The sequence below is a fragment of the Desulfotignum phosphitoxidans DSM 13687 genome (assembly GCF_000350545.1).
In the GTDB taxonomy this organism is placed as follows: Bacteria; Desulfobacterota; Desulfobacteria; order Desulfobacterales; family Desulfobacteraceae; genus Desulfotignum; species Desulfotignum phosphitoxidans.
In genome coordinates, this window is the sequence record NZ_APJX01000001.1 from 85,606 (window position 1) to 110,517 (window position 24,912).

Sequence of the window (24,912 nt, forward strand, 5' to 3'; positions counted from 1 at the left end):
AACTTCTTGCATTAAAACCTAATTTAATGAAAAAAGGATATCAATCAAACAAAAAATGATGTTAGCCTGGCAAATACCGCAATATGGAAAATTCGAGGAGGTGCTGAATCTGGCATCCTTTGGATTGCCTGATGCAACCTCCAACTCGGCCCTGATCAGGGTGGAGGCCGTTGGATTGAATTTTCTGGATATCCTGGCCATTGCCGGGAAATATCAAGAGAAAGGACCGCTGCCATTCATCCCCGGAATCGAAGCTGCTGGGCGGGTTGTGGAAAGCGGGCCGGAATCACCGTTTGCTATTGGTGACAAGGTGATGACAATCGGAAACGCGGCCTGCGCCGAGTATATGGCTGCTGGATCCAAGACTACCTTTTTCATCCCCGGGGGCATGTCCTATGAAGAAGCTGCAGCCTTCCAATTGATTTACCAGACGGCCCATGTGGCATTGGCACACAGGGCCATGCTTAAGGCAGACGAGTGGCTTCTGGTCCATGCCGGTGCCGGCGGGGTAGGCACCGCAGCGATTCAAGTCGGTCGCGCGCTTGGCGCAAGGGTTGCCGCCACGGCTGGAAGCGATAAAAAACTGGATACCTGCCGCCGGGCCGGTGCGGAACTGGCGATCAACTACCGCAAAACCAATTTTTGCCAATCCATCCGGGAAATCACCGATGGCCGGGGGGCCGATGTCATCTTTGATCCGGTTGGAGGGGATGTCTTTGAAGAGAGCACCAAGTGCACCGCCTTCGAAGGCCGCATTATTACGATCGGTTACGCCTCCGGCCAAATTCCATCCATTGCCTTGAATCGGATCCTGTTGAAAAATATGGACGTGATCGGTCTTTTCTGGGGGAACTACAGACAATATGCTCCCCAGCGCATTCGCCAGACCCAAGCACAGTTGAATCACTTATGGCGTACCGGTAAGATCAAACCGGTCATCTTTCACCAATTTGCATTTGAGGATTTGCCCGAGGCTCTGGCAGCCCTTGCCGGCAGGCAGAGTTTCGGCAAGGTCGTTTTAAAAGGTCCGCCCGCCAATTCATAACAAACCCAAAGGAGTACCAATGAAGATCAAGACCAGCTCGGACTACATGTCCAGCCTACAATCTATAAACCCTGTCATCTACTACAAGGGCGAAAAGATCAAAGACGTTACCCTGCATCCGGCCACGGCGCCACACGTTCGGGCCGCAGCCATGACCTATGCGCTGGCTTCACAAGCTGAGCACCATGATTTAGCCACGGCTACCTCCCACCTGACGGGCCGGAAAATCAGTCGATTCACCCATGTTCACCAGAATGTAGAGGACCTCTTAAAAAAAGTCAAGCTATTGCGTATTCTGGGCCAGAAGACCGGCACCTGCTTCCAGCGCTGTGTGGGTTTCGACGGGATAAATGCCGTCTATTCCGTTGTCTATGAGGTGGACGAGAAACTGGGCACCGATTATCTGGAGCGGTTTAAACAGTGGTTGACATACATCCAGGATGAGAACCTCATGGTGGTCGGTGCCATGACGGATCCTAAAGGTGACCGTTCGAAAAATCCCAGTGAACAGCCGGATCCGGACCAATTTGTCCGGGTGGTGGAACGTCGCAACGACGGTATTGTGGTTCGGGGGGCGAAGCTGCACATGACAGGAGCTGTGAACTCGCATGAGATCCTGATCATGCCCACCATGGCGATGGACGAAAAATCCAAAGACTATGCATTCGTTGGAGCCATCCCTGTGGATGCCCCTGGTATTATCATGGTGTTCGGCAGGCAGGCAGGAGATGACAGAAGAGACAAACTGGAGACCATCGATGTGGGCAAGCCTCGCTTTGGCTCCGTCGGCGGCGAAGCCATGATCATCTTTGATGATGTATTTATTCCCAACGAACGCGTATTCCTTGACGGTGAGACGGAATTCACCGCCAGCATTGTGTACCGCTTTGCCGCACATCACCGGTCCAACTACGGCGCCTGCAAGACAGGCCTGATGGATGTGCTCACAGGCGCGGTCAGCTACCTGTGCCAGATCCAAGGGGCTGCCAAAGGGTCCCACGTGCGGGACAAAGTGACCGAAATGATCCATCTGAGCGAGACACTGTACAGCTCATCGATTGCCTGTTCGGCGGAAGGGGTGCCTACCGAATCCGGTGCCTATATGGTGGACACCATGCTGGCCAATGTCTGCAAGCAGAACGTTACCCGGTTTCATTTTGAGGTGGCCCGGCTGGCAGTTGACTTGGCCGGTGGATTCATTGCTACCTTGCCCAGTGAACATGATCTGAAAAGTGATGAAGTTGGCCATCTGGTAAAAAAATACTTCACCGGAGTGGCTGATATTCCGGTTGAAGAACGTATCAAAATAGGGCGGCTCATTGAAGCCATGACAGGCGGTACCGCCCTGGTGGAATCCATGCACGGGGCCGGCTCCCCGCAGGCACAGCGAATCATGATATTCCGTGAGGGAGATCTGACCAAGAAAGTCTCTCTGGCCAAGGCCCTGGCAGGCATTCCATCTGTAAAGCCCAAACAGGAGGCTTCTTAAAAAAAATGTGAGAAACGAAAATTCGGTTGCGCTTTGTTTCTGCAATGATTCCGCAAGAAGCTGGCGCGTAGTCGAATAGTGAAAGGTATTAAAAATGAAAGAAGTTGTCATAGCTTCCGCCTGTAGAACCCCCATCGGCACTTTCGGTGGAAATCTAAAAGATGTGCACGCTGCCACTCTGGCCAGCATCACCATGAAAGCGGCAGTCTCACGTGCCGCCATTGATCCGGCCGAGATTGATGATATCCGGTTCGGATGCTGTCTTGAACCGGCCGATGCCCTCAATGTAACCCGCGTCGGTGCTCTTTTAGCCGGTATTCCAGATGCTGTTCCGGCCGTAACTGTAAACCGGGTCTGTATATCCGGAATGGAGGCGGTACTTTCGGGTATGGCGATGATTCAGGCTGGTATGGCCGATATCATCCTGGCTGGCGGCGTGGAACATATGAGCGGTGTGGCCTACCAGGTGCCGGCGGCACGCTGGGGATGCCGCCTTCAGGACAAGCTGTTTGTGGATGCCCTCATCCGTTCGCTGCATTGCGGTTCACATATCATCCCCCACCCCGAAGACGGTCCGGTAAATGCGGATCTGCCACCCCTGTGCCATTTCAAGGGCAAACCCTATATCATGGGGCATACGGCTGAGTTTGTTGCCCAGCATTTAAACATCACCAGGGAGGAAATGGATACAGTGGCACTCCGCAGTAACAATAATGCGGAACGTGCCAGCACCGCGGGTGATTTTACAAAGGAAATCGTTCCGGTTGAGATTCCCAGACGTCGGGAACCCACAATGATGTTCGACCGGGACGAACATTTCCGTCCCGGGCTGACCATGGCGGATCTGCAAAAACTTCCTCCTGCATTTATCCCTGACACCGGTAAGGTTACCGCCGGCAATTCGAGCGGCATCAATGATGGTTCAGCAGCACTTGTCATTATGTCAGCTGAAGCCGCCAAACGCTTTCAGGTTAACCCTCTGGCGCGTATCATTGCTACCGGTCGGGGCGGCTGCCATCCCTCAGTCATGGGATTATCTCCTGTTCCGGCAGTGAAACAATTGATGGCCTCCAGCGGTTTGCGCATGCCCGATTTTGACCTGGTTGAGGTTAATGAGGCATTTGCAGCCCAGTATATCGGCTGCGAACGAGAACTTGATCTTGACAGGGACATAACCAATGTCAATGGCTCCGGAATTGGATTGGGCCATCCTATCGGCTCGACCGGGGCACGTTTAATAGTGACGTTGCTGCATGCCCTTTCTGCCAGAAACAAGAGAGTCGGTTTGGCAACCCTATGTGGAGGTGGTGGTGTTTCCATGGCATGCGCAATCGAGATGATCCAAGAAGTATAAAAGACAATGCTATACTATTATAGATTCACAAAGGCATGGGCATGAAAAAAATCCCCCTGGTACTGGTCCCCGGACTTCTCTGTGATGAAGCTTTGTGGGAATATCAAATATCAGCACTTGATCACATCTCGATCGGCCTGATTACCGATAGGCATATGCACTATGACAGCATTGGACAAATTGCCGAGTCAATTGTTGCCGCCGCACCCCCCCGCTTTGCCTTGGCGGGCCTGTCCATGGGAGGATACATCGCCCTGGAAATTTACCGCAAATACAGTGAAAGAGTTGACCGCTTGGCACTGTTGGACACTTCTGCTCGAGCCGAATCGAGAAAACAGACGGAACGGCGCAACAACCTTATGGCCCTGTCTCGGCAAGACAAATTCAATGATGTCGTAGAGTTGCTATGGCCCTTACTGGTGGATTCGAGTCGACGGGATGATAAAGTGTTAAAGCACAAGATCGTCTCTATGGCTCACCGTGTCGGTCCAAAAGTCTTTGTTCGGCAGCAACACGCTATCATTCACAGACTCGACCAATTGCCGCACCTGCCTAAAATAGCCTGCCCAGCTATAGTGGTTTGCGGTGAAAATGATCAGATTACTCCGGTTGCGTGTTCGGAAGAAATGACCGCGTATATCCATGGTGCTAAGAAAGTCATTCTACCCGGTTGCGGTCATATGAGCACCATAGAAAAGCCCGACAAGGTCACCCAGATACTGCAAGAATGGCTGGCGCCCCAATCATAAACCAAATTAGGGAAAAGTTTCTGACAAGAAAATGCAAGAATTCAGGATAGGAAAAAAATAAAAATTTTCTGATTGGAATTACAAATTGAACCTTTCAAAAATGTGATTTCATTCAAACCGTCAATAATTCGGATGCAGTTTTTCATCAGAAGCGCTGGCTATTTTCCTGCCGATCCGCCGGACTGAAAGAATTCGGATCTGACTGATCTTTACCCAGGATTTTTTAGGCAGTCCGGTACCGGCCAACTCCAAAGTCAGAGGGAAACCCGCCCGCTGGGGCTGACTGGTGATGGCCACGGCAATGACGGTTCCGGATCTCTCGTTGAACACATTGTGGCTTAACACAAGAACCGGGCGTAATCCGCCCTGTTAACTGCCGATGACCGGATTCAAATCCGCCCATAGAATGTCACCCCTCAGTATTCGGGCCATTCTTCCAGCTCCGATGAGATGCCTTCCTCTGCCATGGACTGTTCGAATTCCGGGTCCAGTTTCGAACATTCCCGGGCAAGGCAGCTTTTTTCCATGCGCATCAATTTTTCAGCCTCCGCTTCCTGAATCGCTTTGCTGCGGTTGGGAAAACGATTGGATTTCACAAGCATATCCAATTGTTTGAGCATGTTATCATCCATGGTAATCGCTATTTTTGAAGCTGCCATTTCAATCACCTCCAGTATGATATTATATCATACCATGACGATTTTCAAGGGCCTTTTTCTGGCATCAAATCCATCTCAAACTGCCATGGCATCCTCGCCGAGGACGGTTTCCAGCCGGAACAGCAGCTCATCCGCATTGGTTCTGGAAAACACCGCCGGCGGCTTGATTTTCAGCACATTGTGGTCCCGGCCGTCCGTGCTCATGAGAATGCCCAGATCCCGCATGCGGTTGGCCAGATACTCCGCCTGACCGCCCAAGGGCCGGCGGTGGTCATCCACCAGTTCAAACCCCAGAAACAGCCCCTGGCCCCGCACATCCCCGATGATGGGAAATGATGTCCGCAAGTTCCGCAATTCCTCTTTCAGGTACTCTCCGGTAGCGAGGGCGTTTTCCTGAAGGCCTTCATCCGCGATCACCTGCAGCACCTCCCGACCGATGGCGCAGGACACCGGATTCCCGCCAAAGGTGTTGAAATACTCCATGCCGTTGGCAAACGCTTCCGCCACTTTCCGGGTACACACCACGGCTGCCAGGGGGTGCCCGTTGCCGATGGGTTTGCCGATGGTAACGATGTCCGGCACCACCCCATGCAGCTCAAACGCCCAGAACGCATGCCCCACCCGGCCGCATCCCACCTGCACCTCATCGGCGATGCAGACGCCTCCGGCTTTTCGCACCGCCTCATACGCGGTTTTCAAATATCCGTCCGGCAGCTCGATCTGCCCTCCGCAGCTGATGATGCTCTCGCAGATGAACCCGGCCACACCTCTCCCGGCAGCGTGAACTTGCTGGATCTGTTCCCGGATATGGGCAGCATATTTTTCACCGGTGTCCCTTCCCCGGTACAGGCCCCGGAACGCATCGGGCAGCGGCACGATATGGGTATGGGCCGGGGCCCCCTTCCCCCCTTTGCCGTCAAACTTGTAGGAGCTGATATCGATACACGCCCCGGTGTTGCCGTGATACCCCACTTCCACGGCAATCATGTCCCGGTGTCCGGTGGCCGCCCGTGCCATGCGCAGGGCCAGCTCGTTGGCCTCGCTGCCGGAATTCACGAAATGCACCACGGACAGCTCATCCGGAAACGTGCCCAGCAGGGCTTCGGCAAACCGGTTGATGCTGTCATGCAGGTACCGGGTGTTGGTATTGAGCACCGCCATCTGGGCCTGACCGGCTTTCACCACCCGGGGGTGTTCATGACCCACATGGGCCACGTTATTCACGGTATCCAGAAACGGCCTGCCGGTCTCATCCACCAGGAATGCGCCGCTGCCCCGCACGATTTTCAGAGGTGTCTCATAGGACAGGCTCAGGCTTTTGCCCAGGTGCCGCCTGCGGAAAGACAGGACCTTGCCGGTGTCCGGCCCCGAATTCCGCTCCAGGACCGGGTCTTTGAAAAACAGGTTCGGGTCCGGACTGATGCTTTTCCACACCTCCCTCTGGTCTAAAAACATTACCCGTGGAAACCCACATCCCTGTGCCGGCCGGTCCAGCATCACCTGGAAATGCAGATGCGGCACCCTGTTTCCCGTTGCGGTCCGACGGGCCACCCCCCCGAGCAGCTCCCCTTTTTCAACGGTCCGGCCCTTTTCCAGCCGGTTCAGGCATTCCGGGTCCAACCCGCCATAAAGCGTATAGAACTGCATGCCGCCGGGGGTTCGGTGTGCCAGAATCAGCGCGGCACTGCCGGCCGGAACGCCGATTTCAGTGGTCGTTTCAGTTCCCTTTTCTCCTTCTGCGACTGCTTCTGTTTCTTTTTCAGTTTCCGTTGCAGGGGACTCATTGACTTCCATCCGGGCCTGCACCACCCGGCCGTCAAACAGAGCATAGACCGGTGTGCCCTGTTTGGCCCACACATCCATGCCCAGATGCAGGGTGCGGTAAACAGGTCCGGTGTTACCCTCAGCCTGGATTGCCCCATCTAATTCCATGCCGGCCTCATAGATTTTCAGAAACGGTCCGGTCCGGCACTCCAGGTAACCTCCCGCCGGCACCGCCCCCTTCTGCTGCCGGGAAAGACGGCCCAGCTCAAAGGCCAGCCGGGCCGGATCTGTATAATCTTTTGCATGCCCCAGCCATGGGCTTCCCACACTCAGATCCACGGAAACCGGCACTGGTGCGGCACCTGAATCCGCGCTTCCATTTCCCAGCAGATCTGAAAACTGTGTATCACATCTGCCGGCCCAATTCACAAAACCGGATTCTCCGGGATGAGGCATCATGCCGCATGCCTGCCTGAAACTGTAATGGGCCAACGCTTCATCCACGGCCCGCCACTGTGTCAACAGATCCCAGGCCGGTTTTTCACTGATCAGCAGATAGGTGTTTTCCGGCTCTTTGACCCGGTTGAGGGCGGATTTCGTGACACTGATCACCAGGCGCACAGCCACCAGGGTATGCAGCAGGGCCAGCTCCTTTGCCTCCAGGGGAAACGTCATGTGATACCCTTTGACCACGCATAGGGCTGCGGCCAGCGGTTCCGGTTTGCCCATGACCGCGTAAGCCACGGTCACGGCCAGGTCATTGACGGTCTGGGTGTACACCGCATCACCGTAATCGATAATGGCCGTGACTTCCGGATGGACCCGGTCTTCGGTCACCACCACGTTGTTGTCGTTGGCATCGTTGTGCACCACGCTTTTGCGCAGATCATGGTAATCAGGCTGAATCTGTATAAACCGGTGAAGAAAAAAATCGATGATCTCCCGCTGTTCTCCGGAAAACAGGTTTTGATGATCCCGGGTCCAGTCGGCCTGTGCCAGATCCCACACCAGGTCCCTATGGGCCAGGTCATGGTCAAACCCCTGCAAGGCTTTTGTCACCTGTCCCGCCTGACGGCCCAGGCTCTCCAGAAGCCGGTCGGTGATAGGGTTGACGTCTGACCACAGCCGGCCGTCGATCCAGGACAACAGCCGGACCAGCCGGGGGGTTCCGGCATCATCCACGATCCGGGTGACGGATTTTCCGTCCCTGGCTGGAACCGTTTCCGGGCACACCACAGGCTCCCTGGATTCATTCACATGACCCAGCAGGGCCTGCTGAAATTCGATATAGGCGGGAGACACCTCCGGCCGGCTGATCTTGAGTATGTAACTTTGCCCATTGCCCGTGATTTTGAAGTTGAAATCCAGCTCTCCGGGCAAAGGCATGATATCGCCAGACACCTGATACAGCTGCCCGGCGATCTGTTCAGCCTGGGCGGTCGTGATGCGAATGGATAAATATTTATGTTCCATATGTCCTTTCCTGTCTGTTTTGTAAATGGTCATTGCCGCCCCCATGGAGGCGAAATCCATGTTATATTAATGAATAAAAACCGGTTATACAACCGCATTCATGGAAAGAAACTTGGTCATAATTTTCAAATTATTCTGATTGATTTGAACAGTGCTAACCTGTTAATGTTTTCTATTAACAAACAATTAACACATGCATGACACTCACCCCGTCCCATTTATGGACACACGCCATTCTAACATACTGAAACAGCGAAATTATCCATGTTCTTGATGAAGATTTCTCGCAAAAGAAACATGGCATGATGGTTGCAGTGATCTTCATTTTCATACAGACGTGGCAGACGTGTATTTACATTCCAACAACCGTTAATCAAAAGGAGAGAACCAATGCGCAAATCAATTTTTTTCATGCTGTCAATACTCTTGATCGTCTCAACAGCAGGCATCAGTATGGCAAGTGAACCGGACGGGAATGACAGAAAAGGCAAATATACTTACAAGAAGGTTTACAAGGCCTGTGCCCAGCGGGGTGAAGTAAACTCATCCGTTCCTCTCTTAAGTCCCGACAGCAAAACCATGGCCCAGTGGAAACGCCTGTTTGAAAAAAAGGACTATGAGGAGTTTCTGTGCAAACAAGAGTGGTCCCAACTGTCTGATGAGGATATTGCAGACATATATGCCTACCTGTACAAACATGCGGCCGATTCCCCCACACCGGCGAAATGCAAATAAACTTCGGCAGGGAACAGGAGAAATATCATGAAAAAAGGTGTCGCGGTTTTATTTGTACTTGCGTTTATGGCGGGATTTTCCGTCCCCGGTGTTCATGCGTCTGATGAAGTGAAGATGCTCAAAGAACAGCTGGAAACCATGAATCAAAACATTCAAAAACTTCAGGAAAAAATTCTTGAGATAGAAAAAAAGAACGCTGAAGAGATTGAAGAAGTAGAATATCTCAACGACCGAATGGACAAGGCGGAACTTCATACCGCCACCGATAAGCTGTCCCTTGGCATCGAGCTGCGATCCCGGGCCGATACCCTTCATTATTCAGATATGCAGGCAGCACCGGCTGCCCTGGTGAATGGGTTTTTCACACCGTATGCATCCGGGGGATTCAACAATGCCAGTTTACCGCAGATCCAGCAGCGCATCCAGAATATGGCCATGGCAGGCATGATCCCCCCCACTGATGAATTTGATGCGGACAATGATGTGATATTCACCAACAAGTTTCATGTAAACATGCATGCCAAAGTGAACGATCAGTTGAGTTTTTCCGGCAGAATGGCGGCTTATAAAGTGTTTGGCGATTCCTCCGGAGTAAAGTTCAACCAGGGCAGTCTTGGCGATATCACCATGGACGGGAATACATCCTCCCTGCCTCACGGGGATACCCTGCGCCTGGAACGGGCTTATTTTGTTTATAACAATTACTGGGACAACATCCCGGTCAGTTTCTCACTGGGACGGCGGCCATCCACCTACGGCCCCCCTTTGGAATACGCCAACTACAGCCTGGAAGCCGGATCACCTCTGGGCACCATCATCAACTGGCAGTTTGACGGGGCATCACTGAATTTCGGCCTTGAAAATGTCACCGGCATCTATGGTGCGGCACTGAAGTTCTGTTACGGCGTCGGGTTTGAAGGAGACTGGGGCAATTCCTATTCCCTGGAAGCCAGTCAGCCGGATGTTGACGACGTCCATATGTTCGGTTTTATCGCCACTTTGTTTGACGATGATTCCACCAGCGCAGTGCTCAATTACGCCCATGCCTGGGACATCACTGACGGATTCACCGGTCTGACGGTCATGCCGTTTACCGTTGCCAAGGATCCAACAACCGGGTTGTATGCGTTTGAACAAAACACCGGCGGATACATCAGCCGTATGCAGCCCAGCACGGATATTGGGGACTGGGACGCGGCATCACTGCTGTTGAGAAAAAACTTATACGAAATGTTTGAAAAAGATATCGACCTGTTTCTGGCCCTTTCCTGGAGTCACACGTCTCCATCACAGGTCTCTGCCAATCCGTTTTATGAAATCATGGGACAGGGGCTGCTCAACTCCAATGGAAACCTGGAAGACCATGACGGCTACAGTCTTTATGCGGGTGCCATTTTTCCCATGCCGTTTAACGGCCGACTGGGCCTGGAGTACAACTGGGGATCCAAATACTGGTTTAACTTCACCGGTGCTGAAGACTCGCTGGTTGGAAGCAAACTGGCCACCCGGGGCAGTGTGTATGAGGGGTATTACATTCAGCCGATTTTCGGACAAAACTTTTTCGTCAAACTGGGTGCCAGATATTATGACTATAAATATACGGGCAGTGGCAATCCGCTGGGGGCACCGGAAAAAATATCAGAACTAAACGCCCTGAACGCATTATTTCCTGTCGCTGATAAAGTATGGGACGGTTACATCTCCGCCACTGTCAGATTTTAAATTTAAAGGCGATCAAAATTCCGTGTCAGCTCCGTTCCCGGCGCTGACACGGATAACGCCTTCAAACACCAGCCGGGCCGGGCCGGTCTTGATCAAATGATTGGTTGACTTGTCCCAGAAGATGGCCAGGTCTCCACCATCGAGCACCACGGTGGCATAGTTGCCGGTCCGGCCGGTGATATGGGCCGCAGTCAAAGCCGCACAGGCACCGGTGCCGCAGGCCAGGGTCATGCCGGCACCCCGTTCCCATACCTTCATTTTCAATGTCTGGTCATCCATCACCTGGATAAACTCCACATTGGTTTTGGCGGGAAACCGGGGATGGATTTCAAGGGCCCGGCCCTGAGCCGCCACATCCACTTCAGACAGATCTTTTACAAACACCACGGCATGGGGATTGCCCATACCCACGGCAGTCACGGTGACCGTGGAACCATCCGCCATGTCAACAGACGCTTCAACGGCGGTATCTTTGTCACAGACAAACGGCACCTGGCGGCAGGACATGACCGGCGGCCCCATATCCACCTTCACCGAGGTCACCCGGCCGGATGCATCCGCCACCACCTCCGGGACGACCGTGCCGGCATCGGTCTGCACCCGGATCTGTTTTTTATCAATGATGTTTTTCTCATACAGGTATTTGGCAAAACATCGCATGCCGTTGCCGCACATATCCGCCCGGGAGCCGTCCGAGTTATAGATCACAAACCGGATATCATGATCCTCATCCTCCGAATCCTTCACAAGAATGATGCCGTCCGCTCCGATGCCGAAATGCCGGTCGCACAGTTTTTCCGCCAGTTGCGGATACGGCATGGCGGCTTCAATGGACCCGTCCCGGTCATCCATGACAACGAAATCATTGCCGATCCCTTGCATTTTTGAAAACAAAATCTGTGTCATCTCCCCTCCCGATGGGAGGGGTCAGGCCTGCGTTATTGTAGTTATTGATCCCAATAACTACAATAACGCAGGCCTGACCCCGTGACCCCATTTACAGCGTCTTTAGAATTGTATCCCCCAGGGCCTCTTTCTGCCAGTTGCGCAGTACGCCCATGGCATCCAGATCCGCATGGGTAACGGGTTTTTCCTGGGCCAGGGCCGTTATGGTGGCATTGTTGATCAGAAACCCCGGTTCCATGCCCAGAGACTCACTTTTCTTTTCCCGCATTTTTTTCAATGCCGTGATGCGTGCCATCACTTCCGGGGTTTTCCGGGGCATCACCGTTTTGGGATACGCAGGCAGGTCTTTGTGGGGCAAGGCCATGCCCCTGTCTATGGCCTGCCGGCACAAATGCCCGAACATCTGCACCTGGCGCGGACTGAGCATTTTATTTTCCTTTATCTCATCCAGGGATCTGGGTCGTCCCGTGGCCATGGCCAGCAGCGACTGGTTGGACATGATCTTGAACAAAGGCACATCTTTTTTTTCCGCCAGATCCATGCGCAGGGTCAACAAATTTTCCAGAACCGCCAGGCTGCGGTTGTCCAGTTTGCCCGCCCCTTTGATTTTTCTAAAAAAAGGCGGGGCATGGTTATTCTCATACCGCACCCTGGCCTGGGCCTCAAACTCTTCTGCGGCCCAGTGCAGGCGGCCAATGGCTGCCAGGCGCTTCACCAGTATGCCGTGCAGGGCGATCAGATAGGCCACATCCCCCACGGAATAAGCCACCATGTCTGATTTCAACGGGCGTTTCGACCAGTCCTGCTTCTGAAACTTTTTGTCCACATGCACATCAAAATGATCTTTGAGCAAAGCGGCCAGGCCCCGCTCCCGGACATTGAGAAACCGGCATGCGATTTCCGTGTCAAACAGGTTGTTTATCCGGGCGCCCATTTCCCGGTCCAGGCTTCGGACATCAAAATCCGCACCGTGAAACACCTTGATGATATCCGGATTTTCCAGAACATCCACAAAAGGGGAAAAATTGTCAATGGTAAACGGATCCACCAGAAACGCCTCGTCGTTTGTTGCGATCTGGATCAGACAGATCTTTTCCTTAAAGGAATGCATGGAATCCGCTTCCAGATCCACCCCGATAATGGGATATTTAGACATTTGGGCACAGGCATCCGCCAGGGCCGCGTCAGACTCGATAAAGGTAAATTGCAGCATCTTTTCCCTTGATTGTTGGGAGTACTTTATTTAAAATCCTTATTTTTATATCTAAAACCTTTTAAAAACAATGGAAAATCAAGATGATTACCATAACATTTCCAGATAAGAGTATAAAGCAGTTTGACAATTTTCCCACGGGCATGGATGTGGCCCAAAGCATTTCCCAAGGATTTGCCAGAAACTGCGTGGCCATGAAAATCGATGGCCGGCTCCTGGACCTGAGCCGGACGATTGAAACCGATACCGCCATTGAATTTATCACAGTAAACGATGACAACGCCCTGGAGGTGCTGCGCCATTCTGCGGCCCATGTCATGGCTGAAGCGGTCCTGAACCTGTATCCGGAGGCAAAACTCACCATCGGCCCGGTGGTGGAAGACGGTTTTTACTATGATATTGATATGCCGCCCATTTCTAAAGATGACTTAGGAAAAATCGAAGCCGAGATCCAGAAAATCATCAAAGCCAAAGCCACGTTTGAACGGCAGGTGGTGACAAAAGACCAGGCCCTGGAAATTTTTAAAGACAATCCGTTTAAGCTGGAACTGATCCATGAACTTTCCGACCAGGAAATATCCCTTTATAAAAACGGTCAGTTTATTGACTTGTGCCGGGGACCCCACATTCCCCATACCGGGATGATCAAGGGCATCAAGCTCATGAAAATCTCCGGGGCCTACTGGCGGGCGGACCAGTCCAGAGAGCAGCTCCAGCGCCTGTACGGTACTGCGTTTTTTGACAAAAAAAAGCTCAACCAGTATTTGCACCTCATTGAAGAAGCCAAAAAACGGGATCACCGCAAAGTGGGCACCCGGCTGGATCTGTTCTCGTTTCACGATGAAGCCCCGGGCATGGCCTTTTTTCATGCCAAAGGCATGGACATGTGGAACGCCCTGCTGGATTACTGGCGGGAAGCCCACCGGGCCGCCGGGTACGTGGAAACCAAGACCCCGGTCCTGCTCAACCGCAAACTGTGGGAAAAAAGCGGGCACTGGGACAACTACCGGGAAAACATGTACACATGTGTGATCGATGACGAAGAATACGCCATCAAACCCATGAACTGCCCCGGGGGCATGCTTTTGTACAAAACCCGGTCCTATTCCTACCGGGACCTGCCCCTGCGGGCCGGAGAAGTGGGCCTGGTGCATCGTCACGAGTTGTCCGGGGCCCTGTCCGGGCTGTTCAGGGTCCGGTCATTCCACCAGGATGACGCCCATATCTTCATGACACCGGACCAGATCGAAGCCGAGGTGCTGGGCGTCCTGCGCCTGGCGGAACAGATCTACAACAAATTCGGCCTGACCTTTCACCTGGAACTGTCCACCCGGCCGGAAAAATCCATCGGTACGGACGCCCAGTGGGAACAAGCCACTTCCGGCCTGGAAAAAGCGTTGAAACACTACGGCCAGGAATATTTCATCAATGAAGGGGACGGCGCATTTTACGGCCCCAAGATCGATATCCACATCAAAGACGCATTGGGACGTACCTGGCAGTGCGGCACCGTGCAGCTGGATATGGCGTTGCCGGAACGATTCGATCTCACTTACAAGGGCCAGGACAACGACAAACACCGGCCCATCATGATCCACCGGGTGATCTACGGCTCCATGGAGCGGTTCTTCGGCATTCTGGTAGAACATTTTGCCGGCAGATTTCCCTTGTGGCTGGCCCCGGTCCAGGCCGTGATCCTGCCCATCACCCAGGACCTGGCCGATCATGCCGACCAGGTAAAAACAGACCTGGAGGCCGCCGGAATCCGGTGCGAGGTGGATCATCGCAACGAAACATTGAAAAAGAAAATCCGGGAAGCCCAGATCAATTACGTGCCCTTGATTCTCACCATCGGGGAAAAGGAAAAGAAAACCGGGACCTTGTCGGTCCGGACCCTGGACGGCAAAGTGAAGCTGGGACTGTCTCCGGCTGAGTTTGTCACCCCGGTGCAAAAGCACATCAAAAAACGGATCCTGGATGACATTGTTTTATAGCCATGATCCCGGCCGGACCCGTGCCATGGCTTCTGGGATCCGGCCGTTGAACCGCACCCTGTTCTCCCGGGTGCCCGCCACCCGCATCGAAGTGGATCTGGATGCCATTGCTGCAAACACCCGGCTACTGAAACAGGCCTGCACCCCGCAGACATCCCTGATGGCCGTGGTCAAGGCCAATGCCTATGGACACGGGGCCGTTCATGTGGCTCGGACCGCTCTGTCCCATGGGGCAAAATGGCTGGGCGTGGCCCGCATGGCTGAAGCGGTCCAGCTAAAGAATGCCGGGATTGACGCCCCGGTGCTGGTCTTTGGCGACACGTTGCCGGACCGGGCCGTGGCTGCCACCGGGCACGGCATCCGTATCTCCCTGACCGGTCCGAATGCAGCCAGGGCCGTCAATGCCGCTGCCGGGGCCGCCCGCACTTTTGTCACAGCCCACATCAAAATCGACACCGGCATGGGCCGGCTGGGCCTGTGCCCCGGCCTGAACATGGACCAGACCCTGGCGGATATGCGGTCCATGATGCAGATGGATCACCTGAAGGTGGAAGGCATCTACACCCATTTTGCCAATGCCGATGCCGTGGACAAAACCCATGCCAAACAGCAGCTGGCCCTTTTCACAGAACTGCTGGACCGCCTGGATGCTGAAAACCGGCTGCCGAAAATTATTCATGCAGCCAACAGTGCTGCCACCCTGACTTTGCCCCAAAGCCATTTCACCCTGGTCCGGCCCGGTATCGCCCTGTACGGGCTGTGCCCCGGCCCGGGCGTGGACGGCTCAACCCTCACCCCGGCCATGTCCATTATTTCCAAAATCGCCCAGATCAAACCGGTGCCCAAAGGGTTTGCCGTATCTTACGGCAGCACCCATGTCACGGACCGGCCCACCGTCATTGCCACGGTTCCGGTGGGATATGCCGACGGCTACCCCCGGCGTCTGTCCGATACCGCCCATATGCTGGTGAAAGGACACCGGGCAAAGGTCACGGGCCGGGTATGCATGGATTTCACCATGATTGATGTGGGTCATATCCCAAATGTCAGTCCCAAAGATGAGGTGGTGGTGATGGGAACCCAGGGGAACAGCACCATATCAGCGGATGAACTGGCGGATCTCTCCAATACCATCAATTATGAAATCACCGCCGGTATGACCGGTCGTCTGCCTGTCTGTTACCGCCAGAAACCTTAGAATGATTCCTCAGGGTTGACCTTGAACTGATATGAAATATCAAAAAATGATTGACAAAAAATAATTTTTTGTGATATATTTGCTGGGTTTTTTGGCGACGTAGCTCAGTTGGTCAGAGCATGCGGCTCATATCCGCAGAGTCCGGGGTTCAAGTCCCTGCGTCGCTACCAGATAATACAATGCCCCTCCTTTTTTAAGGAGGGGTTTTTTGTTTCCGGGTCTGACATTCAGCGGCCAGAACCGGAATTGGACTCCCGGATCTCCCGTTCATGGATCCCCATGAGATACAGCAACCCGTCCAGGCCGGTGGTGGAAATGGCACTGGCCGCTTTTTTGCGCACCACCGGTTTGGCGTTGAATGCCACGCCTAAGCCGGCAATGGAGATCATGGGCAGATCATTGGCCCCGTCTCCCACGGCAATGGTCTGTTCGATGGACAGATTTTCTTTCCGGGCGATTTCCCGCAGCAGGGCGGCTTTTTTCTCACCATCCACAATATCGCCCCTGACCCGGCCCGTCACCACTCCGTTTTCCATGTCCAGTTCATTAGCATAAACATAATCAAATCCCAGTGTTTCCTTGAGATAGTCCCCCACAAAGGTGAATCCCCCGGACAGAATGCCCAGTTTATAGCCCAGGCGCTTGAGGGTGGCCGTGACCAGTTGTGCCCCTTCGGTTAAAGGCAGGGTTTGAAGAATCCGGTCCAGGTCCGACTGTGTCAATCCTTTGAGCAATGCCACCCGCTGACGGAAACTTTCCTTGAAATCCATTTCCCCCTGCATGGCGGCCCGGGTGATCTGTTCCGCCCGGGGACCGGCTCCGGCCATTTTTGCCAGTTCCACGATCACTTCGGACTGAATCAGGGTGGAATCCATGTCAAACACCACGAGTTTCCGGTTTTTCTGGTAGATATTGTCCACATGAAACGAAATATCCACACCCGTTTCCCGGGAGATTTCCATGAACCGGCCCCGCATGGCGCCGATCTGTTTCGGGGTCCCGGACACGGAAAACTGGATACTGGCCCGGGGCCGGGACTGGGGATGCTGAAGCGAAATCCGCCCGGTCAGCCGGGTGATAAAATCGATGTTCAGGCCCTGGTCGGCACAGACCGATGCCACGGCCGCGATCTGCCGGGCCGTGATGGCCTGTCCTAAAATGGTGATGATCCGGCGTTCCTTGCCCTGGGCATGGACCCAGTGTTCATAACTTTCCGGATCCACGGGTTTGATATCCACTGTCAAACCCGATTTATACCCTTCAAACAGCATGTCTTTGAAGACAGCGGAAAAATCTTTTTTGCAGGGAATAGCCGCCAGAATTCCCAGGGAAAGATACTCATGGATGACCGACTGGCCGATATCCAGGACCCGGACATCATACCGGGCCAGAATCTGGGTAAAACAGGCACTTAGCCCGGGCCGATCCTTACCGGTGATGTTGATCAGTACGATATCGTCCATAACATCCTGTCCTTTCAGTCCATGTCCTGCAGCATCGAAAGCAGGTGTTCCCGGGTATTAAGCGCCGGATCTTCCAGCACTTTTTCAAACATCCGGTGTTTGATGCGGCCCACTGCCGGTCCGGGCGGTATTTGTTTAACCTGCATGATGTCCTGCCCGGAAATCTTTAGATCATCGGGATAGAATGCGGTCTGCCGGGCCATTTCATGCCGCACTTTTTCAACCCGGTCCCGGATATCCGCCAGTGTATAGGGAGATTTGGCCAGGTTTCCTTTTTTGTCCGCAATGCGCATTCGCATGAAATCCTGAAAACTCAAATGGTTCTGTGCCAGCATGGCCAGAAGGCGGCGCACAGATTTGGGACGGGTTTTGGAAGCCAGCGGCCGCATATGGCATTGGACCAGGGCCAGGATATAGGCTTTTTCCCGAACAGAAAACCGCAGCCGGTCCAGATCGGCTGTCAAAGCATCCACGCGGGTTTCATGGCTGTGAAATGTGATCCGGCCGTCTTTAATCCCCTGGGCATCTGCCTTGCCCACATCATGCAGAAATCCGGCCAGTCTCAGCAGGGGCTGCCCGGGAGGCAGGGCATCTCCCACCAGCAGACAATGTTCAAAAACGGTTTCTCCGTGAAACGGACCGCCATCCAGCCCATGGCACCGGTCCAGGCTGGGCAGTATTCCGGCCAGCAGGCCCGTGCCATGCAGGCAGTGAAAAAAATCAGACGGTGTGGGCAGGGCCATGGCCTTGATCAATTCATTTCGGATCCGCTCCCCGGGGATATCCGGGGTCAGGGAACCGGCATGGTCATAAATCGCTTTCTGAGCCGCATCTGACAGTTTTGCAGACAACAATACCTTAAACCGGCATCCCCGGATCATGCGTACCGGGTCTTCCAGTATCCGGGCGGCGGGGTCTCCTGTAAATCGAATGATGCGGTTTTCCAGATCCGACCGGCCGTTGAAGGGATCCACAAGGCGGTTCTCCAGGGGATCATATGCCATGGCATTGACGGTGAAATCCCGCATGGCCAGATCATCTTCAGGAAATTGATGGGATGCGGCCCGGGAGGGTGCCACCTCGATGTCATGGACCAGACATACCGGAAACGTGTTGCCGACAACACGGACCGGGTGATGGGCAAACACTGCCTTGAGGGTATCAACGGACGCATCGGCACAAATATCCACATCCTTGGGTTGCCGGCCCAGACACATGTCCCGCACTGCGCCGCCCACCACAAAGGCGGGTATTCCGTTTTGTTGCAGCAGGCCCAGGATCTCCAGGACCGGTTCCGGCATCCCAGACATTGTCATTCCTTCCACCGGGGAGACAATGTCTGATCCATGGGCACAACAATGGTTTTAAGATGGGTCATACACCCTCTTTAAAAAAAGGTTTCAATGAAAATCCCGGCAAACAAGATCACGGAAACCGCTGAATTGACATGAAAAAAAGCCATATCGATGCGGGACAGATCATCCGGTTTGACCAGACGGTGCTCCAGCACGATCAAGACAGCGATCATTGCCCAGAAAACCAGAAAAACCGCGTGCATGTCAAATGCCGGAAACAGTCCCAGCAAAAATACCAGAAACAGAACATGAAACAGGGTGGAAATCTGCATGGCCCGAACCGGCCCCACCAGAACCGGCAGAGAAAACAACCCCTGTTTTCGGTCAAAATCGATGTCCTGGCAGGCATACAGGATATCGAATCCGGCAATATAAAACCAGAGTGCCGCCGCCAGCATGACAATGCCCCAGTTGAGCGTTCCGGTGAGCGCCACCCAGGCCCCCACCGGCGCCAGGGAGATGACAAATCCCAGCACCAGATGACATAAGGCAGTGAACCGCTTGGTAAAGGAATAGAAAAACAGCAGTCCCAGCAACGGAAACGACAGCCCGAAACACAAAGGCGACAACAAAGCCGCAGCCCCCACAAACAGCAGCGATGACATCCCCACAAAGATCAGGGCCTGGGACCGGGTCAACACCCCGCTGGGAATTTCTCTGACAGCGGTCCGGGGATTTTTTTTGTCAATATCCGCATCCACGATCCGGTTGAATCCCATGGCCGCAGACCGGGCCCCCACCATGGCCACCAGAATCAGAAACAACTCCCATAAGGAAGGCACATGGGTCTGCCAGGCCAGAACCACGGCAGACAAAGCAAACGGCAGGGCAAACACGGTATGGGAAAATTTGATCATTTTCCCGTAATCCAGAATTTTTTGTTTCAACATGCTTTTCGATCTTTCAATAAATACCTGATATCAACGCGCCGCATCCGGGACAGATACCGTTTTCTTTGATATGATTCACGATGTCATACCCCCGTCGTTCCACCACGGTTGCATCACAATGGGGGCATTGGGTGTGCTGATGGGATGAGCCGGGCAGATTGCCCACATACACATAGTAAAGGCCGGCTTTTTTGCCGATATCCCAGGCTTTTTCCACCGTGTCCGCCGGGGTAGGACCCCGGTCCGTCATCCGGTGGGTGGGATGAAACCGGGACACATGCCAGGGGGTGTCCGGCCCCAGATCATCCGCAATGAACCCGGCCAAAGCAGTCAGTTCCTCCGGATCGTCATTGAGTCCCGGAATCACCAGTGTGGTAACCTCCACCCACACCCCGGCCCGCTTCAGGCGCTTCAGGTTTTCCTTCACCGGTGTCAGCCGGGTATTGCAAAAAGTCTGGTAAAACCCATCGTCAAAGGCTTTCAAATCCACATTGGCGGCATCCAGATACGGGGCCACCTGACGGATCAGATCCGGGCTCATGTAGCCGTTGGTGACAAATATATTGAACAGGCCCTTGTCTTTGGCCAGACGGGCCGTATCCAACGCCAGTTCAAAAAAAACCGAAGGTTCGGTATATGTGTAGGCAATGCTTTGGCACCCGGCAGCCAGGGCGTTGTCCACGATCTGTTCCGGCGCCATGGGTCTGCCCATGATCCGGGTTCCCGGCTCACTGGATATCTGGGCGATATCGGCATTCTGGCAGAACCGGCACGTGAAATTACACCCCATGGTGGCGATGGAATAGGACCGGGACCCGGGCTTGAGGTGGAAAATGGGTTTTTTTTCAATGGGATCCACGCTGTGGGCGATGATTTTGTCATAATTCAAAACCATAAGCCGGCCGTCCTGATTTTCTCTGACGCCGCACAGCCCGCGATGGCCCGGTTCCAGCACACAGAAATGACAGCACGTCCGGCACCGGACCCGGCTGTTTTTCAATTTATCGTACAGATACGCTTCCATTTCAATCTCTGAACCGTGCCCGGGAGGAGGTGGCCAGCCCGGTGGCACGGTTCTGTATTTTATGTTTCTTGATTTTCAACGGCAACGGGCGAACCCTGAACTTGGGCACCGGCTTGATGCGCATGCCGATGAATGTACCGAAAATGGATCTCTGAACCCATGAATTATTTTCAACCGCAGATATGATCCGCCCCCGGATAAACGGAAACTGGCCCGTGGTCCGCCAGTAAACCGGTACATCCCCCAGAATACTGAACAGCATCCGTTTGAGTTCCCAGATACTGAAAAACCGGGTATGGGAATAGATACTGGGAAAAACAAATCCCTTGCACCGGCGGCAGAAATTCACGGGGGCATGGCGGTTCAAAACGCCGATCACCACCCGTTCCCGGGCCACCCGGCACGCTTCTTCAACCGCTTTGGCCGGACGGTCCGCAAATTCCAGGCTGGTGAAAAAAAAAGCCGTGTCAAAGGCATTGTCTTCAAAAGGCAGATCCTCAGCCGAACACCGGTGCAGATCCACGCTGTTTCCCAGCCGCTCATGGGCGATATCCAGCATGTATGTGGACGGGTCCACACCGGTCAGGCTCAATCCACGGTTCAGCAGCGGCACAAGACTCATGCCTGTGCCGCACCCGATATCCAGAACCCGCTGACCGGATCTCAGAGCCATGAGATCCAGAAGCAGTTTGATTTCAAGATCAAAGCAATGCCGGTTGCCCGGTTGAGAAAACCAGGCATCATAATGGGTTGCCTCTTTGAAATCAAACACATATCCCATAAGATCACGCCTTGACTTTGATGGCCTTTTCCATGAGATCGTTCACCGCCAGCACTGCCGGAGAATCATCAGGCAGTTCCAGCATGGAACGTCTTTCCATATCAAATTCCAGCAGATTGTCATCCTGGGGGATGGTGCACAGCAATGGCACCCCGATCTGTTCCACTTCATCCAGAAACGCCTGGCTCAGTTTATCCGGTGCCCGATTGACGATCAACCCTTTCTGGCGCACATCCAGCTTCAGGTCATCCAGCAGGCCGTTGATCCGGCCCACGGCCCGAAGTCCGCGCAATGCGTAATCCGTGACCATCAACAGCATATCCACCTTTCCGGAGGTCCGCCGGCTCAAATGTTCCATCCCGGCTTCATTGTCCACCAGCATGTATTTGTAATTGTTTTCCAGCTCATCGGCAAACCGATTCAAAATATTGTTGACCATGCAGTAACACCCCTGGCCTTCCTGACGGCCCATCACCAGAAGATCGAAATTTTTGTTTTCGATCAGTACCTGGTTCATGAGCATTTCCAGGTACAGAATCTTGTCCATCCCGGAGGGAACCCCTTGGGGATCTCTCATGAAATCCTCCCGGATATCGCCCACGGTTTTTTCAATGGTCATACCTAAGGTTTCCCCCAGGTTGCTGTTGGGATCGGCATCAATAGCCAGGACCGGGGACTGGACATGCCGGGTGAAATATCTTAAAATCAGTGCGGAAACCGTGGTTTTTCCAACGCCTCCCTTACCGGCCATAGCGATGACAGTACTCATAAACACTCCTGTATTTCAAATGGTTCTTTCATAAAAATTTGATTATAACATGATAACGGAAATAAGATAACGCAATCCGGGAAAAAAGCAACCAAAGGCAGGAAAACTGAGGCAGGAATTAATTATTTTCGTGATTTCCGATACCAGTCGGCATCTCCGTAAAGTTTGTCCATGCAATCGGGGCAGAGGCTGTGGGTAAAGGTTACCTGGGCATGGGTTTCAAAATATCGTTCCACCTGTTCCCAGAATCCCTGATCATCTCTTATTTTCTTGCACTGGGAACAGATGGGCAGAAGCCCCCTGAGAATATTGACTTCAATATGAGTTTTAACCCGGGCCAGCAACTCTTCGGCATTGAACGGTTTTGTCACATAATCCACCCCGCCCACGTCAAACCCCTTTACCACATCACTGGTTTCGGTTTTGGCGGTCAGAAAAATCACCGGAATATGCCGGGTGGAAAAATTGGCTTTGATTTTTTCACAAACCGTGTACCCGTCCATTTCCGGCATCATAATATCCAGCAGAATCAGGTCGGGTTCCTCTTTGAGCATGAAATTCAACGCCTGCTGCCCGCTTTGGGCCATTGCCACTTCAAATCCATTGCTGGAAAGCAATTTTCCCAGAAACTGAAGGTTTTTGGGATTGTCATCCACGGCCAGTATCAATCGTTTTGTATTCGTCATTTCCGGGAATCTCCTTGTGTATAAAGGATCCGGCCCAATTCACGAAACGTGAAATACGGGTCATCATTTTTCAAATAAGGCAACAGGATCTTTTTGCGGCGCAGCATATCTTTGGAGATGGCGCCCATCACCATATCTTCTTCATTCTGGACCGCTTTGTAAACAGCATGGCCATACGGGTTGATAATTTCACTGCCGCCCCAGAAATGATATTTTTTTTTCAATTCAGGCAACCGGAATGCATCCGGAAAATCGGTTTCCCCGTTTTTTGCCGACAGACACCGGACCGCTGCCGGGCCTTCTTCTCCCACCCGGTTGACGCAGATATTGTAAATACCAAAAATTCGGGAATAAAACCGATTAATGATCTCCCAGCTTTCGATATTGCTGAACTCATCCGCCATGGACCCTTCCGATGAATTAAACAGGGTCAAAAACACATCCGCTTTCTGGGTAATGCCCAGATACGGCAATGACGGGTGCCACAGATCATTACAGATAAACACCGCAATATTCAGGCCCTGAAGCCGGAAAATCCGGATATGCTTTCCGGTGGAAAAAAACTTTTTTTCTTCAAACACCCCGTAATTGGGGAGATTCAGTTTTCGATAGGCAAACTGAATCTCCCCATCCACTGCCACCAAAGCGGCATTATAGAAATTCATGGACCGGGACTCTTCAATAAATCCCACTACGGCGGCCGTGCCTTTGGTGGCGGCGGCAATACGGCGGATATGGGCGGAATCCATAGTCAATGCCACTTCATGATACCCTAAGCCCACAAAATATCCGGTCAGGGCCAGTTCCGGAAATACAATGAGATCCGCCCCTTTTTCCTTGCACATGTTGATGTGATCAATGGTATTTTCGACATTGGCGGTCACATCCATCAACACCGGGCGGGTCTGACACATGGCGATCTTCATTTTCACATCCTTCAGGCGAGTCATGAAACAATCAGGTCCGGAAAATCCGAACCTGATTGTGTTTAAATATTACTCGACATCAGCAACCCTGGCAGGAGCCGGACTCACATCCTCCGGGTCCGCAGTCCTGGGTATCCGGAGTCAGCCCGGTTTCCCGGACGGTGATATCAAAGGTCAATGTTTCACCGGCCAGCATATGGTTGATATCCATTTTTACACTTTCATCCGTGATTTCGGTCACAGTCGCCGGTACGGGACGGCCCTGGGGATCCTGAAGCTGAAGAACAAGCCCTTCACTTAAAGGGATCTCGTCGGGAATCTGGGCTTTGGGAATGTTCACAAACGCATCGTCATGTCGATGGCCATACCCCTGATCCGGCGGCACTTCCACCGTTTTGGACTCACCGGGCTTCATTCCCACCACCGCCTCGTCAAATCCCTGGATCAGCATACCCGATCCCACGGTAAATTTCAGAGGCTGTTTTCCTTCAGATGAATCAAACACGGTCCCGTCCTGTTTTTTTCCCGTGTAATCCACAGAAATGGTGTCGCCTGCTTTGATGGTATCAGTCATTGTACAAAAAATCCTTTCAGGGTATATATCAATTTACCCCGGTCGCCGGCCTTTTATTCTTGAATTCCAAAGCCGGTCATTCATATTTATTTCCCTGGTACCCGGACCGGGAAAACGAAACTGAAAATTAACATAAAACGTGA

22 protein-coding genes and 1 tRNA gene are annotated in these 24,912 nt (G+C 53.1%); 9 read left to right on the forward strand and 14 right to left on the reverse strand.

Features of this window, described 5'->3' with window-relative positions; all coding sequences use genetic code 11:
* Nucleotides 1–58: 58 nt before the first annotated feature.
* From DPO_RS00360 to DPO_RS00375, 4 genes are all read left to right on the forward strand, one after another.
* Complete coding sequence (locus tag DPO_RS00360; RefSeq protein ID WP_040011446.1) at nt 59–1,045, forward strand: NADPH:quinone oxidoreductase family protein; 987 nt, start codon at nt 59–61, stop codon at nt 1,043–1,045.
* 19 nt (nt 1,046–1,064) lie between these two features.
* Complete coding sequence (locus DPO_RS00365; RefSeq protein ID WP_006963527.1) at nt 1,065–2,534, forward strand: 4-hydroxyphenylacetate 3-hydroxylase family protein; 1,470 nt, start codon at nt 1,065–1,067, stop codon at nt 2,532–2,534.
* 94 nt (nt 2,535–2,628) lie between these two features.
* On the forward strand, nt 2,629–3,888 hold the full coding sequence (locus tag DPO_RS00370; protein WP_006963528.1) for a thiolase family protein: 1,260 nt from the start codon (nt 2,629–2,631) through the stop codon (nt 3,886–3,888).
* Nucleotides 3,889–3,929: 41 nt separating this feature from the next.
* The gene (locus tag DPO_RS00375; RefSeq protein ID WP_006963529.1) at nt 3,930–4,637 is read left to right on the forward strand and encodes an alpha/beta fold hydrolase; all 708 of its coding nucleotides are present in this window, start codon (nt 3,930–3,932) and stop codon (nt 4,635–4,637) included.
* Between the two features lie 120 nt (nt 4,638–4,757).
* On the opposite strand, the gene DPO_RS25935 is transcribed toward DPO_RS00375, so the two are convergent.
* The 3 genes from DPO_RS25935 to DPO_RS00390 form a co-directional block, all read right to left on the reverse strand.
* A complete protein-coding gene (locus tag DPO_RS25935; RefSeq protein WP_236609867.1) occupies nt 4,758–4,982 on the reverse strand; it encodes a type II toxin-antitoxin system PemK/MazF family toxin in 225 nt (74 codons plus the stop codon).
* A gap of 71 nt (nt 4,983–5,053) precedes the next feature.
* Nucleotides 5,054–5,296 (reverse strand): ribbon-helix-helix domain-containing protein, encoded by a 243-nt coding sequence (locus tag DPO_RS00385; RefSeq protein ID WP_006963530.1) that lies wholly within the window; start codon nt 5,294–5,296, stop codon nt 5,054–5,056.
* Between the two features lie 75 nt (nt 5,297–5,371).
* On the reverse strand, nt 5,372–8,533 hold the full coding sequence (locus tag DPO_RS00390) for an aminotransferase class III-fold pyridoxal phosphate-dependent enzyme (protein ID WP_040011447.1): 3,162 nt from the start codon (nt 8,531–8,533) through the stop codon (nt 5,372–5,374).
* 390 nt (nt 8,534–8,923) lie between these two features.
* On the opposite strand from DPO_RS00390, the gene DPO_RS00395 reads away from it, so the two are divergent.
* On the forward strand, nt 8,924–9,268 hold the full coding sequence (locus tag DPO_RS00395) for a hypothetical protein (protein WP_006963532.1): 345 nt from the start codon (nt 8,924–8,926) through the stop codon (nt 9,266–9,268).
* A gap of 27 nt (nt 9,269–9,295) precedes the next feature.
* Nucleotides 9,296–10,990 carry a DUF3373 family protein gene (locus DPO_RS00400; protein WP_006963533.1) on the forward strand — a complete coding sequence of 565 codons (1,695 nt, stop codon included), beginning with the start codon at nt 9,296–9,298 and terminating at the stop codon, nt 10,988–10,990.
* A gap of 12 nt (nt 10,991–11,002) precedes the next feature.
* Here DPO_RS00400 and dapF read toward each other — a convergent pair whose 3' ends face one another.
* Both dapF and DPO_RS00410 read right to left on the reverse strand, forming a co-directional pair.
* Nucleotides 11,003–11,896 carry a diaminopimelate epimerase gene (gene dapF / locus DPO_RS00405; protein ID WP_006963534.1) on the reverse strand — a complete coding sequence of 298 codons (894 nt, stop codon included), beginning with the start codon at nt 11,894–11,896 and terminating at the stop codon, nt 11,003–11,005.
* A 91-nt stretch (nt 11,897–11,987) separates the two neighbouring features.
* Nucleotides 11,988–13,109 carry a ribonuclease D gene (locus DPO_RS00410; RefSeq protein ID WP_006963537.1) on the reverse strand — a complete coding sequence of 374 codons (1,122 nt, stop codon included), beginning with the start codon at nt 13,107–13,109 and terminating at the stop codon, nt 11,988–11,990.
* Nucleotides 13,110–13,192: 83 nt separating this feature from the next.
* Between DPO_RS00410 and thrS the strand changes: the two genes are divergently transcribed.
* From thrS to DPO_RS00425, 3 genes are all read left to right on the forward strand, one after another.
* Complete coding sequence (thrS, locus tag DPO_RS00415; RefSeq protein WP_006963538.1) at nt 13,193–15,103, forward strand: threonine--tRNA ligase; 1,911 nt, start codon at nt 13,193–13,195, stop codon at nt 15,101–15,103.
* Nucleotides 15,087–16,301: an alanine racemase gene (gene alr, locus DPO_RS00420; RefSeq protein WP_006963539.1), complete on the forward strand. Its 1,215-nt coding sequence runs from the start codon at nt 15,087–15,089 to the stop codon at nt 16,299–16,301. Before thrS ends, alr begins: the two co-directional genes overlap by 17 nt.
* 93 nt (nt 16,302–16,394) lie before the next feature.
* A tRNA-Met gene (locus tag DPO_RS00425) sits at nt 16,395–16,471 on the forward strand.
* A 57-nt stretch (nt 16,472–16,528) separates the two neighbouring features.
* Here DPO_RS00425 and serB read toward each other — a convergent pair.
* The 9 genes from serB to DPO_RS00470 form a co-directional block, all read right to left on the reverse strand.
* Nucleotides 16,529–17,764: a phosphoserine phosphatase SerB gene (gene serB / locus DPO_RS00430; protein WP_006963540.1), complete on the reverse strand. Its 1,236-nt coding sequence runs from the start codon at nt 17,762–17,764 to the stop codon at nt 16,529–16,531.
* A gap of 14 nt (nt 17,765–17,778) precedes the next feature.
* On the reverse strand, nt 17,779–19,074 hold the full coding sequence (locus DPO_RS00435; RefSeq protein ID WP_006963541.1) for a CCA tRNA nucleotidyltransferase: 1,296 nt from the start codon (nt 19,072–19,074) through the stop codon (nt 17,779–17,781).
* Nucleotides 19,075–19,151: 77 nt separating this feature from the next.
* A complete protein-coding gene (locus DPO_RS00440) occupies nt 19,152–20,009 on the reverse strand; it encodes a UbiA-like polyprenyltransferase (RefSeq protein WP_040011374.1) in 858 nt (285 codons plus the stop codon).
* 13 nt (nt 20,010–20,022) lie between these two features.
* Nucleotides 20,023–21,033 (reverse strand): AmmeMemoRadiSam system radical SAM enzyme, encoded by a 1,011-nt coding sequence (amrS, locus tag DPO_RS00445; protein WP_006963543.1) that lies wholly within the window; start codon nt 21,031–21,033, stop codon nt 20,023–20,025.
* Nucleotide 21,034: 1 nt separating this feature from the next.
* The gene (locus DPO_RS00450; protein WP_006963544.1) at nt 21,035–21,814 is read right to left on the reverse strand and encodes a class I SAM-dependent methyltransferase; all 780 of its coding nucleotides are present in this window, start codon (nt 21,812–21,814) and stop codon (nt 21,035–21,037) included.
* A gap of 4 nt (nt 21,815–21,818) precedes the next feature.
* The gene (locus DPO_RS00455; RefSeq protein WP_006963545.1) at nt 21,819–22,583 is read right to left on the reverse strand and encodes an ATP-binding protein; all 765 of its coding nucleotides are present in this window, start codon (nt 22,581–22,583) and stop codon (nt 21,819–21,821) included.
* Nucleotides 22,584–22,705: 122 nt separating this feature from the next.
* Complete coding sequence (locus tag DPO_RS00460) at nt 22,706–23,269, reverse strand: response regulator (RefSeq protein WP_006963546.1); 564 nt, start codon at nt 23,267–23,269, stop codon at nt 22,706–22,708.
* A complete protein-coding gene (locus DPO_RS00465; protein WP_006963547.1) occupies nt 23,266–24,195 on the reverse strand; it encodes a nitrilase-related carbon-nitrogen hydrolase in 930 nt (309 codons plus the stop codon). The genes DPO_RS00460 and DPO_RS00465 overlap by 4 nt, the downstream gene beginning before the upstream one ends.
* Nucleotides 24,196–24,274: 79 nt before the next feature.
* Nucleotides 24,275–24,769, reverse strand: coding sequence for an FKBP-type peptidyl-prolyl cis-trans isomerase (locus DPO_RS00470; protein WP_006963548.1), 495 nt, complete (start codon nt 24,767–24,769; stop codon nt 24,275–24,277).
* Between the last annotated feature and the right edge of the window lie 143 nt (nt 24,770–24,912).